The organism is Rheinheimera sp. (assembly GCF_037442525.1).
In the GTDB taxonomy this organism is placed as follows: domain Bacteria; phylum Pseudomonadota; class Gammaproteobacteria; order Enterobacterales; family Alteromonadaceae; genus Pararheinheimera.
In genome coordinates, this window is record NZ_JBBIQD010000011.1 from 48,063 (window position 1) to 62,672 (window position 14,610).

A 14,610-nucleotide genomic window follows, 5' to 3' on the forward strand; every position below is an offset into this window, starting at 1 on the left:
TTCGCGGCATAATGCTGTCTCTGTTTTTGAGGTGTTATGGCACAGATGAATTTAGAACAGATGCTGACCCACTCCGCGCAGGCTGCGCGTCTGTTAAAAGCCGTGGCTAACGAAAGGCGTTTAGTGATCCTGTGTTATTTGTTGGAAAACGAATTATCGGTCACAGAGATGAATGAAAAGTTGGGGTTGAGTCAGTCGGCTTTGTCGCAGCATCTGGCTGTGCTGCGTCGGCAGAAACTGGTGAAAACCCGCCGGGACGCTCAAACCGTCTACTACCGCTTGCATAGCCATGAAGCGCAGGCCCTTATAGGCCTGCTGGATTCTTTGTATGGCGGACAAGCGCCAACCTGACCGACTTTCCGTTTAACCCACCAGAGTCTGCAGTGTTTTTTGCAATTGCTGCTGACGCTCTGCAGATTGCAGCATGGCGTCATCTATGGTGCGAATATACCCCACCATCGCTTTGGTTAAATGCTGCTGCTCGTCAGTGGCGGTAGCAATTTCCTGATTCATCGCACAAATCTGGCTTATGCTGTCGGTGATGTCTTTCAGTGCATCACCGGCCTGATGGGCGCTTTGTACACTGGCATTGGCCTGCTCACTGCTCAGCTGCATCTTCTGCACAGCCCCTTTCGCGGCATTTTGTAACTGTTCTATCGTCTGCTGAATTTGTTGGGTGGATTGTTGAGTACGGGACGCCAGGGTTCTGACTTCGTCGGCCACCACGGCAAAACCACGGCCTTGCTCGCCAGCACGGGCGGCTTCTATCGCGGCGTTCAGTGCCAGCAAATTGGTTTGCTCGGCAATGCCGCGGATCACTTCCAGCACAGCACCGACCTGATGGGTGTCCTGTTCCAGCTGGCTAATAGTGGAGGACGCCTGAGTCAGGTAGTCGGCCAACTGGCCAATATTGGCTACCGTGGCTTCGACAATTTTCTGTCCCTGATGCGCGACCTGGTTGGAATGATTGGCTGCTTCCGCTGCCAGATTGGCACTTTGCACCTCATCCAGCACACTTTGGTTCATCGACTCAATCATCTGACGGGTTTGTTGCACGGCTTGCTGCTGGTGCTGATGTTGTTGCTTGTCTTGATGGGACAATTGTTGCAGCTCGTGGCATAACTGGTGCAATTGCTGTTGCTGCAGCTGAACCCGCTGTTGCGTAGCCTGATGCTGCTGCCACCATTGGTTCAGTAAAGCCTGTTGCCGGCCCAGTGGTCCGGTTTCAGTCAGCGATTGAAGTGTACTGCTGTCCTGGCGCAGTGCAGCCACTAACCAGTCCTGCTGTTGTTGTTGGGCTGTGGCAAAGGGGCTTAGCAACAGCAGTTGCCACAGCCACTGAGCACAGAGCAGCAGGACCAGACCCAGAGTCCACCAGGCGGATAACTCAGTGCCTGTCAGCACTAAAGTCAACACAGCAGCGAGACCGACAAAAAAAGGAAGGAGAAGGCAACGCGTAAGCGCAGAACTGAACAAACCCATAAAATGCTACCCTGACTGCATTGGCAGTATCTGTTGTTGTTATTGTCTCTGTGCCTTTGGCTGGTTCACCGAGCTTCAGGCGAGTGGTGAACATAACAGATCTGTCACCGCTTTTTTATCCGTTTTGCCCTTTAGGCGGAATTTTTTTTTCCGCCAATAAAAAACGGCACCTGCAGGCGCCGTTTTTTAAATGAAGCAGTTTGTTACTTCTGCTGAGCCCGTTCAAAAGAACTGACAATTTCCGCTTTGGCTTCGGCTTTGTCGCCCCAGCCAATCACTTTTACCCACTTGCCTGGTTCCAGTTCTTTGTAACGTTCGAAGAAGTGCTGGATTTGGTTTTTCAGCAGTTCTGGCACATCGCCAATGTCCTGAATGTGGTCATAAATTTTGGTCAGTTTGCTGACTGGCACCGCCAGTACTTTGGCGTCTTCACCCGATTCATCGGCCATTTTCAGCACGGCCACAGGACGGCATTTGATCACAGCACCTGGCACCAATGGGTACGGCGTCGGCACCAGCACGTCGACCGGGTCTCCGTCTAACGACAGCGTCTGGTTAACGAAACCGTAGTTGCATGGGTAAAACATGGGGGTCGCCATAAAACGGTCTACCCAAACTGTGCCGGTGTCTTTATCCACTTCGTATTTGATCGGGTCGGCATTGGCCGGAATTTCGATAATAACGTTGATTTCATCTGGCAGGTTTTTACCTGCAGCCACCTGGCTTAAGCTCATGGATTCATCCTCTTTACTGAATTTTGCCGCCTATTATAACGGCGGCCGTAAAAATGGCTATGGTTTGCTGCTGTCTGCTTTGTGGTAATTCAGACAACTGTCCACTTCATGGCGCGAGCCCAGAATCACCGCAACCCGCTGATGAATGTCCACCGGCTGAATTTCCATAATGCGCTGATAGCCTGTGCTGCTGGCGCCACCGGCCTGTTCCACCAGCATACTCATCGGGTTGGCTTCGTACATCAGGCGCAGTTTGTCGGGTTTATTCGGGTCTTTTAAATCACGTGGATAGGCGAAAATACCACCGCGGCATAAAATACGGTGCACATCACCAACCATGGCGGCAATCCAGCGCATATTGTAGTTTTTGCCGCGAGGCCCAGCTTTACCCAACAACAAATCATGGATATAGGCTTGCATTGGTGCTTCCCAGTGACGCTGGTTCGACATATTGACGGCAAACTCGGCCGTCACACCCGGAATAGCCACTTCTTCCTGCGTCAGCAAAAATCCGCCATAAGTTTTATCCAGCGTATAAAGACGGGTGCCTTTACCTGTGGTCAGTGCCAGCATGGTGGAAGGGCCATACAGCACATAACCGGCTGCAATTTGCGCTGTGCCCGGTTGCAGGAAAATGGCCGGGTCGGCCGGGTCAGCGTTTTTGGGCGCTGGCAAAATAGAAAAAATGGTGCCAATCAGGCTGTTGATGTCGGTATTGGACGAACCATCCAGCGGGTCAAAGGTGACCAGAAACTGGCCATTTGGGTTGCCTGCGACTGTGCTTTCTTCTTCTTCAGAGGAAATCGCCATCACCAGACCGGTTTCCAGAATCATGTCTTTGAGCAGTTCATTGGCCAGCACATCGAGTTTCTTCTGAGTTTCTCCCTGAATATTTTCATCCAGTGTCGAGCCTAAAACACCGGACAGGGCGCCCTGTCCCACCCGGAATGAAATTTCTTTACAGGCAGCCAGAATGGTTTTGATTAAGCTGATAAGGTCTGCATCAGCGCCATCCTGACGCAGTACCGGAGCCAAACGACGCATAAAAAATCCTTTATTTAGTCAGAGGTTAGATAAGTAGCCCCGTTTTTGTGTAGGGTAGGTGTGGGACTGACGGTTGCTAGTTTAATCAAGTTCAGCGCAATTTGCAGTGAAGCCATGGTTTTATTTATGTCAGTCATAGTTCAGCGAGCTGCTATCTGCATCTTCGCTTCGTTTGGGTATAGAATGCCGTAACGCTGTAGTGAGGATGGATCGTATGCATATTCATATTTTGGGGATTTGTGGCACTTTTATGGGCGGAATAGCCGCTATTGCCAAAAGTCTGGGTCACAAAGTGACGGGGGCCGACGCTAATGTGTACCCGCCAATGAGCACCCAGCTGGAGCAACTGGGCATTGAACTGACACAGGGCTATGACCCGGCTCAGCTGGAGCCCGCGCCGGATTTAGTCATTATCGGCAATGCGATGTCACGCGGTAATCCTGCGGTAGAGTATGTACTGGACCAGAACATTCCCTACAGCTCTGGCCCACAGTGGCTGGCTGAAGAAGTGCTGCATCAACGCTGGGTGCTGGCTGTGTCCGGCACTCATGGTAAAACCACCACCAGCAGCATGTTGGCTTGGATCTTGGACTACGCCGGCCTGACCCCAGGCTTTCTGATTGGCGGTATTCCGCAAAATTTTGAGGTGTCTGCCCGCTTGGGGGACTCGCCGTTTTTTGTCATTGAAGCTGACGAATATGACACCGCATTTTTTGATAAACGATCCAAGTTTGTGCATTACCGGCCCCGTACTCTGGTGATTAATAACCTTGAATATGACCATGCCGATATTTTCCCGGATCTGGCCGCTATTCAGCGCCAGTTCCACCACTTATTGCGGATGGTGCCTTCGACTGGTCTGGTATTAAGCCCGGCTTATGTTAAGGCTGTGGATCAAACCCTGGCGCTGGGCTGCTGGAGTGAGCAGCAGCGTTATGGCCAGGACTGGACTGTACAGTTGCTGAAAGCCGATGGGTCGGCCTTTACCCTTTGTTATCAGGGGGTACTGCAGGGCGAACTGCACTGGTCTTTGTTAGGTCAGCATAATGTGGAAAATGCGGTGATGGCGATTGCGGCAGCCCGTCATGCCGGTGTGCCTGTGGCGGTGGCGCTGGAAGCTATGCATAAATTTGTCGCGCCTAAACGCAGGCTGGAACTGAAAGGCGTGAAACGGCAGGTGGCGGTGTATGACGATTTTGCCCACCATCCAACGGCCATAGCCACCACTCTGCAAGGCCTGCGTGCCAATGTAGGCAAGGCGCGTATCCTGGCTGTACTGGAGCCCCGCTCGAACACCATGAGGTTGGGGGTGCATAAAGCTGCCTTGCCAGAATCACTGCAATTGGCGGACGAGGTGTATTTATTTGAACCGGCCAATTCCGGCTGGTCGATGGTCGATGTGGCCGCGCAGATGCCGGGCCGTGCTTATGTATTTCAATCCATTGAATTATTAGTGGCTGCTTTGGTTGAAAAAGCCTCTGCTGGCGACCATATCCTGGTGATGAGTAACGGCGGCTTTGGTGGCATTCATCAGAAGCTGCTGGATGCACTGGAAAATTCACAATGACCAAAGAAATTACTCTGGCTTTTACCGGCGCTTCTGGTGCCGGTTATGGCTGGAGCCTGCTACAAAACCTGCTGGCGCAAGGCGTGAAAGTGCATCTGCTGATCTCCAGCGCCGCCCGGGTGGTGTTTGCCACAGAACACGACATTAAGTTGCCGGGGGGGCCGCAAGCCTGTCGCGACTTTATTTTGCAACAGTTTGGCGCGCCAGCAGAATTGCTGGCGGTGTATGGCAAAGATGACTGGTTTTCGCCTTGCGCATCTGGCTCGGCTGCACCCAAACAGATGGTGATCTGCCCTTGCTCTACCGGCACTGCGGCAGCTATTGCCCATGGCTTAAGTGACAACCTGATTGAACGTGCCGCCGATGTGGTGCTGAAAGAACGGGGACAGCTGATTCTGGTGCCACGCGAAACGCCGCTCAGTACCATTCATCTGGAAAATTTGCTCAATTTAAGTAAAGCCGGTGCTGTGGTGATGCCAGCATCGCCTGGGTTTTACCATCAGCCAAAAACGCTGCAGCATATCGAAGATTTTATGGTCGCCCGCATTCTGGATCATCTGGGGCTGGCCCAACAGTTAATCCCACGCTGGGGTTATGGAGAGAATAAATGACGTTGGCGTTACGTATTCGTGGTCTGAAAAAACAGTACAAAAGCGGCACTGTCGCGCTCAAAGGCATTGATCTGGATGTCAAACAGGGTGACTTTTTTGCATTACTTGGCCCCAATGGGGCCGGCAAAAGTACCACCATTGGCATTATCAGTTCCCTGGTGAACAAAAGCAGTGGCTCAGTGCAGGTGTTTGACTACGACCTGGATAGCGCACTGGAAGATGCCAAAAGCCAATTGGGCCTGGTGCCGCAGGAATTTAACTTTAATCAGTTTGAAACTGTGCTGCAAATTGTGCTGAACCAGGCTGGTTATTATGGGGTGCCACGCGATTTGGCGCTGGTTCGGGCTGAGAAATATCTGGGGCAACTCGGTTTATGGGAAAAGCGCCATGCCCGTTCCCGTGAACTGTCGGGTGGTATGAAACGTCGCTTGATGATAGCCCGTGCGCTGATGCATGAACCCAAACTGCTGATCCTCGATGAACCGACCGCTGGCGTGGATATCGAGCTGCGCCGCTCCATGTGGGAATTTCTCAAAGAGATTAACCAGCAGGGGGTGACTATTATCCTGACCACCCACTACCTGGAAGAAGCCGAATCTTTGTGCCGCAATATTGCCATTATCGACAAAGGCGAAATTGTGGAAAACACCAGCATTAAAGCCTTGTTGGGCAAACTGACCAAAGAGACTTTTGTACTGGATATGGCCGTTGGTGGCCCGACACCTCAGCTGGAACAGTACCAATGGCGTCAGTTGGATGACCACAGTATTGAAGTGGATGTGGAAAAGTCGCAAGGCCTGAACGCAGTGTTCAGTGCTTTAACAGCACAGGGCATTACTGTGCTGTCCATGCGCAATAAAGCCAACCGGCTGGAAGAGTTATTTGTCAGTCTGGTGGAACAAGGGCGGGGAGCCAAACCATGAAGTACCGTATCGCCTTACAAAGTATTCTGTATAAAGAAACCAACAGATTTATGCGGATCTGGGTGCAGACCCTGGTGCCGCCAGCCATCACCATGACCTTGTATTTTGTGATTTTTGGTGCGCTGGTCGGCTCCAGAATTGGTGATATGGGTGGCTTCAGTTATATGGAATTTATTGTGCCAGGCCTGATTATGATGGCGGTAATCACCAACTCCTATTCCAACGTTGCGTCGTCCTTTTTCAGCGCCAAGTTTCAGCGCAATGTCGAAGAGCTGTTGGTGGCGCCAGTGCCTAATTACATTATAGTTCTGGGCTATATGGGTGGCGGTGTGGCGCGTGGTTTGTTGGTGGGGCTGATTGTCACCCTGCTGTCGCTGTTTTTTGTCGATATTCAGGTGCATCATGCGCTGGTGCTGGTATCCACTGTGGTGCTGACGGCCATGCTGTTTTCGCTGGCCGGGCTGATTAATGCGGTCTATGCCAAAACCTTTGATGACATCAGTATTATTCCGACCTTTGTGCTGACACCGCTGACTTATCTGGGGGGGGTGTTTTATTCCTTAAGTCTGCTGCCACCATTCTGGCAAGGGGTGTCACAAATCAACCCTATTGTGTATATGGTGAATGCCTTCCGTTATGGTTTTCTGGGGGTCAGTGATGTGCATCTGGGCCTGGCGTTTGGCGTGATTTTGCTGTTTATTGCCGCCTTTTTTGGTTTTGCTATGTACCTGATCAGCACAGGCAGAGGCTTGCGCAGCTAGCCCGGTGAAATGCAGCTCTTACAAGCTAAGGGCTGCAAACAGGCTTGGACAGTCAGGCGTTGAGGGTATAAAGTCGGAAGGTCTCTTACTGTTAAGATTGTCCCGGCAGTATCCTGATCGATTGGCGTTCAGTGACATCTGCACAGCAGAATGGAAGCTATGACCGCTAAAAAACCTACCATCAAAGATGTGGCACGCCTGGCTGGCGTGTCATTCAAAACTGTGTCCAGGGTGGTGAATAACGAAGCCTGGGTCAGTGATGAAATCAAAGCCAAGGTTCAGGCCGTGATCGAGACGCTGAACTATCAGCCTAACCGCACAGCCCGCCTGATGCGTACTGCGCCTTTTTCGCTCGCTTTTGTTTATGACAACCCGAACAGTCACTATGTGATTGAAATGCAAAACGGCATTTTATCTGAATGCCGTCGCAAAGGATTTGAACTGGTGATCCACCCGACGGACTCCGGGTCTGATTTGGTGCGGCAGGAACTCAGTACCATGATTGGCAGTAATCAGGTAGGGGGGGTGATCCTGACGCCTCCACTGTCGGAAAACAGCGAACTGGTGCAACAGCTGCTGGCCCAGCAGGCTAAAGTCGTTCGCATTGTATCAGGGGCTGCGCCGCCGGATGAACTTTGCCCGACCATTTATGTGGATGACGAGGCGGCTGGCCGCGCTATGACCGAGTACTTGTTGGCCCAAGGCCATCGCCGTATCGCCTTTCTGGGCTATCGCGCCGATCACCGCTCTTCGGTTGGCCGTTATCGTGGCTACTGCGCCGCCTTAGAAGATGCTGGTATTGCAACGAGCTCAGAGCTGGTGATCAGTGGTGATTTTACCTTTGATTCTGGTGTCGCTATGACGGAACAGTTGCTGGCATTACCTGAACCTGCCACTGCTTTGTTTGGTTGTAACGACGAAATTGCTGCCGGTGCATTATTTGCAGCCCGGATGAAACAACTGGCGGTACCGGCCGACCTTTCCATCGTTGGCTTTGAAAACAGCCCCTTCTCCCGCCAAACCTGGCCCAAGCTCACCACAGTACATCAGCCGAATGCGGACATGGCCGCAAAAGCAGCTGCTATGCTGATTGCGCTGATGCTGGAGCCTGACGAACAACCCCCGCATTGTGGCTTTCATTTGCAACTTGTCATCCGTGATTCTGTGGAAAAGTTGGCTAAGTAATTGAAAATTATCAAATTAAAATAACTGTCAACGTTGTCAGTATTTTTATTGATAACGTTGACAGGTTGCTGCTAACTTGAACTCAGAGTGATGAATAAATCACCGATCAAAACGCTCCGGATCGAAGGAGAGGCGATCACAAAAACAACGATTGGCAACGAGAGAGCACAGGTTATGAGCAGGTTGAATCAATACAAGTTAGGTAAAAAGACTATTCTCGCATCACTGATGGCAACGTTACTGGTGCCGGCTTTGGCTCAGGCGCAACAGGCGAAAGCCACTGAGGATGAAGATATTGAAGTGATACAGGTGAGTTTCCGCGGCAGTCTGGCTGCGGCAGCCGATATCAAACGTCAGGACACCAAAGTCACAGACGCCATCACCACAGAAGATATTGGTAAGTTCCCCAGTGAAAATATCGCCGAAGCCATCCAGCGTATTCCTGGTGTGCAGATTTCTAACGTCAATGGCCGCGGTTCAACCATCAGTGTCCGCGGTCTGGGTTCGCAGTATGCGCGCACCACCTTAAATGGCCAGAGTATGGCCAGCGCTGATTTTACCAGCGGTTTCCGCTTTGACATTATTCAGACTGAACTGGCGTCCACCATCGAAGTGATCAAGTCGCCATCGGCCAATATGGATGCGGGTGGTTTATCCGGCACCATCAATATTGATACCGCTTCGCCTTTGTCTTTTTCTGACCGCAAAGTGCTGTTGTCTGCCAAAGGTCAGTACTCCGAGTTTTCTCCGACCGAGGATGTTACCCCCAAAGCCAATGCGACTTACATTGACCAGTTTGCCGACGGCACTGTCGGCGTGCTGCTGAATGTGGGCTACCAGGAACTGGATGACAGAGTGGACAACTTCTGGATGGATCGTTGGTTTGTCGATTCAGCCACCGGGGATGTCACTCCGCGCCGTCCGCGTTACCGCCGTATTGATCGCGAGACGGATCGTGAGTTGTTTAACGGGACTGTGCAGTGGCGTCCGAGCAGTGCGTTTGAAGCCAAGCTGACTGCTGTCTATGCGGGGGACGACACCAGGCAGGATCTGAATCAACAGGTGTTCCTGTTTAACGCCAACCAGATCACCCAGTTGGGGGCGGCTGAGAATGGCGTGTACAACCAAATTCAAATTAATAACTTCACCACAGAAAATAACCGCCAACTTGAGGAGAAAGACGCGACTTCTGACGCTTACACTCTGGAGATGGACTATGACTGGGAAGACTGGACTTTCAGTTCGGTGCTGCATTACACCTCAGGCGATGCCACCCACAATGAAGAAGCGGCTATTCTGGCCACTGTGATTTCACAGGCCACTCTGGATATTTCCAATCCGTCCAACGTGCTGTTTGACATTGCAGATAACCTGGCCGATCCGGCGCTGTACCCGGCTGTGATGCCCCGCAATGAATACCCGAATGGCGCCACCCGTCTGATGGAATCGGATGAAACGGCGGCGCAGTTTGACGCCACCCGTGGTCTGGACTGGGGCTGGTTTACCCGCCTGACCACAGGGGTGAAGTACCGTAAAGAAACACTGGCCCGTGAAGTGTTCCGTACCGACCGTGCCACTATTGGCGATGCGGACCCGGCTGACTTGCCTTCGATGGCGGCAACAGGTTATCTGGTGACAGATTTCCTCGACAACAAAATGGGCATTCAGCACAGCTGGATTGCACCCAATATTCAGGCCTACCGTGACGCGCTGGCCGCTGAGGGGGTGACAGTACCTACCTTGTTTGCTGCTCAGTCCAGTTACTCAATGGACCGCGAAATTATGGCAGCTTATCTGATGGCTGACTTTGAAACTGAACTTGCCGGCATGCCGCTGCGTGGTAATTTTGGTGGTCGTTATGAGCAAACTGACCGTGACGTCAACACCTACCTGACCGGTGATACGCACCCGGACAACGAAGAAATTAAGCTGGCCATTGGTGAGCTGACCCAAAGCTATGACTACAGCAACTTCTTACCAAGCGCCAACCTGGTGCTGGAATTAAATGATGAGATGCAGTTACGTCTGGCTGCGGCCAAAGTACTGGTACGCCCTATACTGACTTCCAATACGCAACTGGCACCGTCTGAAACTTCAGCATCCAATTCTGTTGGCAGCCGCACTTACACAGTGAACCTGGGTCAACCAGAGCTGAAAGCGCTGACCGCCAACCAGCTGGATTTTGGTTGGGAATGGTATTACAGCGAAGGGGATTCACTGACGGTCAACCTGTTCCAGAAAGACATCAAAAATGGCACGGTCAGTGAGTTGGTCTGCCCGGAGTCCTACAACGGCACCGCGTTGTCGATGTCCGGCTCAGAGTGTGTCGACAGCACAGGCAATATCTACGACATCACAGCCATTTATAACGACAGCTCTGAGCTGACCGTAAAAGGCTACGAGGTGGGTTGGAACCAGAGCCTGAGCGCCTGGTTGCCAGTGCCGGGTTTTGGTTTAAGCTCGAACTACACCCGCATTCTGGTGGATGAAAGTGAAGGTTTTACCCTGACCAACTCATCCGAGCAAACCTGGAACATCACCGCCTATTGGGAAAACGACAGCTTCAGCGCCCGGGTGGCTCTGAACCACCGCAGCCCTTATGTGCAGGAAAGCAGTGATGCCTTCTTTGCCCGTGAAGGCCGCACTGTGGCCGGTCGTAACCAGGTGGATCTGCTGTTAGGCTGGAACATTGACGAGCAGTGGGCAGTGAATTTCGGCGCCCTGAACCTCAATGGTAAAGATGAAGAAGCCTACCGGGACGATTTGACCCGCGCCTGGCAAACCACCAGTGTGATTGGTCGCAGCTATTACCTGGGTGTGAACTTTAATCTGTAACCAGCAAGAGCAGCCCGCAGCAATGCCGGGCTGCTCTGTTTAACCGACGTAACAGGATTTTCCCGATGTATTTACCAAAGTTTTCCCTGACTCTGGTGGCTGCTTGTGTGGTGTCCGGGCTGTTGAGTGCCTGTCAGCCAGCCCCAGAGGTAAAAAGCAGCGAACCCCAAATCGGCGCTGCAGAGCAGCAGAGCGGGGTACAACCAGTCCTGGATTTATTTGAGCGCGTGACCGGCTTACAGCCAACCAACCTGCATTTGGCACTGGTGCAGGACAATCAGCCTGACTGGTATCAGCTGGAAGCCAAAGACGGTCAGCTTTATGTCAGTGCCAATGCGCTGACGGCGCTGAGTTACGGCACTTACGAATACCTGCGCCAAACCGGCGCTTTATCGGTCAGCTGGGAAGGCAGCCGGGTGGCATTACCGGCACAGTTTGCCGATTATCCGGCCGAGCGGGTGACGTCTTTATTTGCCCAGCGCGCTTATCTGAATGTCTGTGCTTATGGTTATTCCAGCCCCTGGTGGGGTTGGGACCGTTGGCAACAGGAACTGGACTGGATGGCGCTGCACGGCGTCAACAACCCGGTTGCTATGGAAGGCCAGGAATATATCTGGCAACAGTTGTGGCACGAATTTGGTGTGGCCGACAGCGAACTGGCCAGTTATTTCTCAGGCCCGGCTTTTACGCCCTGGCAGCGTATGGGCAATATTGAAGGCCATGAAGGGCCGTTGCCTGCGCAGTACATTCAAAAAAAACGCGCGCTGCAAAAACAAATTCTCAGCCGCATGAGCGACTACGGTATGAAACCTGTGGTGCCAGCATTTTCCGGTTATGTGCCAAAAGAGTTTAAAACGCTGTTTCCACAGGCAAAAATTTCCGCTATGCCGAAATGGTCTGGCTTTGCCCATGAAACCTACTGGCTGGACCCGGCGGACCCCTTGTTTGCCAAAGTCGCCAAACGTTTTATTGAGCTCTACAACGCCGAATACGGTGCCCAGCAGTACTACCTGATGGATGCCTTCAACGAGATGCTGCCGCCGGTATCCGAGCAGCACCGCTATCAGGATCTGGCCGGTTACGGTGAGGCCTTGTATCAGTCTTTGGCGCAGGCGGCGCCAAATGCGGTGTGGGTGATGCAGGGCTGGATGTTTGGTTCTGATCAGCATTTCTGGGACTTGCCCTCAATTGAAGCCTTTTTAAGCCGGGTGCCGGATCAAAAACTGATGATCCACGACATTGGCAATGACCGCTTTGATGTCTGGCAAAAAGCCAAAGGTTTTTACAACAAGCAGTGGGTGTTTGGATTTATCCACAATTATGGCGGCAGTAACCCTGTGTATGCCGATCTGGATTATTACCGGGATAAAGTGGCCGTCGCCATGCAGCATCCGGACAATGGCAAACTGACCGGTTATGGTGTGTTCCCTGAAGGCATTCACAGCAATTCGGTCGCTTACGAGTTTATGTTTGACCTGGCCTGGCAAGGGCAGGCTGAAGTGACGCTGAGCTGGCTGGAACAGTACCTGAAAGCCCGCTACGGCCAGACCAGCCCGGCCTTATTGTCGGCCTGGAATAAAGTCTACAAAGCGGTGCTCAGCACCAAATACTGGGAACCACGCTGGTGGGAAGGTTCAGCCGGTGCTTATCTGCTGGCAAAACGGCCGTCTTTGGAATACCTGCGCTACACAGGTGCACCGGGCAATCTGGCGCTGTTGGATCAGGCGGTGCGGGAACTGGCGGCGCTGCCTGCCGCTGAACGTTCAACCTTATTGAGTTACGACCTGGTAGATTTTGCCCGTCATGCCGCGTCACAGCATATCGATATGCTGTTGCAGCACAGCATGCTGGCTTATCAGCAGCACAAAGTGGCAGAGGGCGACTTGCGGCGCCAGCAGGCCAGGCAACTGATGCTGGCGACCGATGCCCTGATGGCAGGTCAACAGGAAAGCCTGTTCAGTTGGGTGGCTGATGCCAGAGCTTATGCGGACAATGACGCCGATGCGGCTTTGTACGAACGCAACGCCAGGTTACAGGTCAGCCGCTGGGGCGGTAATAAGCTGAAAGACTATGCCTCCAAAGCCTGGCATGGCCTGTACGCCCAGTATTACCTGCCGCGCTGGGAGCTGATGCTGGACGAACTGAAGCAGGCTGCCACACAAGGCAAAAAGCTGGACGAAGCCCTGATAGAGCAGAAACTACTGGCCTTTGAACAGGCCTGGCTTGAGCAGCCGCTGGCTGCGCCTTTGGTGGCACCGGCTGACCCTTATACCGCCGTGCAGCAAATTCAGCAGTTGATCAGCGACAGCAAAGCGCCACCGTCTAACTTGTAAACCTTTTTTCGGCCGCAGCTCAGGTGCGGCCAGGACAGAACTATGCAGAACCAGCGTTTATTGGCGTTAGATTTATTCCGCGGCCTGACCATTATTCTGATGATTATGGTCAACAGCCCCAACACTTATGGTGAGTTTTCCCATGCCTATTGGGACGGCGTCACCTTTGCAGATTTTATCTTCCCGTTTTTCCTGATTATCGTCGGTGTAGCCATTGCGATTGGCTTCCGGCCAGCAGAGCGCAGCAGTGCTGAGTTATCGGCCTTGCGGCTCAAGGTGTTGCGCCGCACCCTGATCATGTTTGTTCTTGGGCTGGTGGTGAACCTGATGTACCTGAAGTTCAGTGACATCCGGCTGCTGGGGGTACTGCAGCGTATTGCGCTTGTTTATATGGCCTGTTCCTTTTTGGCACTGCATTGCAGCAGCAAACGGCTGGTGCAGGTGATGGCAGGCATTTTGTTAAGTTACTGGCTGCTGATTTTATGGGTACCGGCGCCTGGCTTGGCTGCCGGTCAGCTGGAACGGGGGGCGAACCTGATTAACTGGTTTGACAGTGCTTATCTGCCGGGCATGTTGTGGCGTGGCAGCTGGGATCCTGAAGGTATTCTCAGCACCTGGCCTGCCATCGCCAGTGGTTTGTTCGGCGTGTTAATGGGCCGGCTGGTGCTGCGTTATAAGCAGGACTTGCCTCAATTGGTGATGGCGCTTTTTGTGTTGGGCTTTGCCAGCTTTTTGCTGGGCCTGCTCTGGAGTTTGTCCTTCCCGCTGATCAAACAAATCTGGAGCAGCTCCTTTGTACTGGTGACCAGCGGCATGGCCAGTATGGTACTGGGGCTGCTGATTTGGTACACCGACGTGCGCGGTTACCAGTACGGCACCAGGGTGCCGCTGATCTTCGGCGCCAATGCCATTGTGGCTTATGTGCTGCATGTGGCGCTGGAAAAACTGCTGGAAGTGCCGCTCGGCGGCAGTTCTGTGCATGAGGCTTATCTGCAGTTTGCCCAGCAGCTGGGACTGGATAAGTTCTTTAGTGCAGCGCTCTGGATAGTGGCCTTTTTGCTGCTGTGTTACCTGCCGGTCTGGTGGCTCTACAAGCGCAAGATATTCGTAAAAATTTAACGCAGTGTTGCAGGAC

General features: G+C 52.7%; 12 protein-coding genes. 9 read left to right on the top strand and 3 right to left on the bottom strand.

The window, feature by feature from the left end; translation table 11 throughout:
* The first annotated feature begins 45 nt into the window (after window positions 1-45).
* Window positions 46-351: a metalloregulator ArsR/SmtB family transcription factor gene (locus tag WKJ03_RS14805; RefSeq protein WP_337843006.1), complete on the top strand. Its 306-nt coding sequence runs from the start codon at window positions 46-48 to the stop codon at window positions 349-351.
* A 12-nt stretch (window positions 352-363) separates the two neighbouring features.
* Here WKJ03_RS14805 and WKJ03_RS14810 read toward each other — a convergent pair whose 3' ends face one another.
* The 3 genes from WKJ03_RS14810 to WKJ03_RS14820 form a co-directional block, all read right to left on the bottom strand.
* The gene (locus WKJ03_RS14810; RefSeq protein ID WP_337843007.1) at window positions 364-1,416 is read right to left on the bottom strand and encodes a methyl-accepting chemotaxis protein; all 1,053 of its coding nucleotides are present in this window, start codon (window positions 1,414-1,416) and stop codon (window positions 364-366) included.
* A 269-nt stretch (window positions 1,417-1,685) separates the two neighbouring features.
* Window positions 1,686-2,216, bottom strand: coding sequence for an inorganic diphosphatase (ppa, locus tag WKJ03_RS14815; RefSeq protein WP_337843008.1), 531 nt, complete (start codon window positions 2,214-2,216; stop codon window positions 1,686-1,688).
* A gap of 57 nt (window positions 2,217-2,273) precedes the next feature.
* Window positions 2,274-3,260, bottom strand: a complete 987-nt coding sequence (locus tag WKJ03_RS14820; RefSeq protein ID WP_337843009.1) for a class 1 fructose-bisphosphatase — start codon at window positions 3,258-3,260, stop codon at window positions 2,274-2,276.
* Between the two features lie 214 nt (window positions 3,261-3,474).
* Between WKJ03_RS14820 and mpl the strand changes: the two genes are divergently transcribed.
* From mpl to WKJ03_RS14860, 8 genes are all read left to right on the top strand, one after another.
* The gene (mpl, locus tag WKJ03_RS14825; protein ID WP_337843010.1) at window positions 3,475-4,827 is read left to right on the top strand and encodes a UDP-N-acetylmuramate:L-alanyl-gamma-D-glutamyl-meso-diaminopimelate ligase; all 1,353 of its coding nucleotides are present in this window, start codon (window positions 3,475-3,477) and stop codon (window positions 4,825-4,827) included.
* The gene (locus tag WKJ03_RS14830; RefSeq protein WP_337843011.1) at window positions 4,824-5,438 is read left to right on the top strand and encodes a flavin prenyltransferase UbiX; all 615 of its coding nucleotides are present in this window, start codon (window positions 4,824-4,826) and stop codon (window positions 5,436-5,438) included. Before mpl ends, WKJ03_RS14830 begins: the two co-directional genes overlap by 4 nt.
* Window positions 5,435-6,361 carry an ABC transporter ATP-binding protein gene (locus WKJ03_RS14835; RefSeq protein WP_337843012.1) on the top strand — a complete coding sequence of 309 codons (927 nt, stop codon included), beginning with the start codon at window positions 5,435-5,437 and terminating at the stop codon, window positions 6,359-6,361. Before WKJ03_RS14830 ends, WKJ03_RS14835 begins: the two co-directional genes overlap by 4 nt.
* On the top strand, window positions 6,358-7,122 hold the full coding sequence (locus tag WKJ03_RS14840) for an ABC transporter permease (protein ID WP_337843013.1): 765 nt from the start codon (window positions 6,358-6,360) through the stop codon (window positions 7,120-7,122). Before WKJ03_RS14835 ends, WKJ03_RS14840 begins: the two co-directional genes overlap by 4 nt.
* Window positions 7,123-7,281: 159 nt before the next feature.
* Entirely contained in the window at window positions 7,282-8,307 is a 1,026-nt protein-coding gene (locus tag WKJ03_RS14845; RefSeq protein ID WP_337843014.1) for a LacI family DNA-binding transcriptional regulator, read from the top strand.
* 174 nt (window positions 8,308-8,481) lie between these two features.
* Window positions 8,482-11,142 carry a TonB-dependent receptor gene (locus tag WKJ03_RS14850; RefSeq protein ID WP_337843015.1) on the top strand — a complete coding sequence of 887 codons (2,661 nt, stop codon included), beginning with the start codon at window positions 8,482-8,484 and terminating at the stop codon, window positions 11,140-11,142.
* Window positions 11,143-11,207: 65 nt separating this feature from the next.
* Window positions 11,208-13,475 carry an alpha-N-acetylglucosaminidase TIM-barrel domain-containing protein gene (locus WKJ03_RS14855; protein WP_337843016.1) on the top strand — a complete coding sequence of 756 codons (2,268 nt, stop codon included), beginning with the start codon at window positions 11,208-11,210 and terminating at the stop codon, window positions 13,473-13,475.
* 42 nt (window positions 13,476-13,517) lie between these two features.
* On the top strand, window positions 13,518-14,594 hold the full coding sequence (locus WKJ03_RS14860; protein WP_337843017.1) for a hypothetical protein: 1,077 nt from the start codon (window positions 13,518-13,520) through the stop codon (window positions 14,592-14,594).
* Window positions 14,595-14,610: the final 16 nt, after the last annotated feature.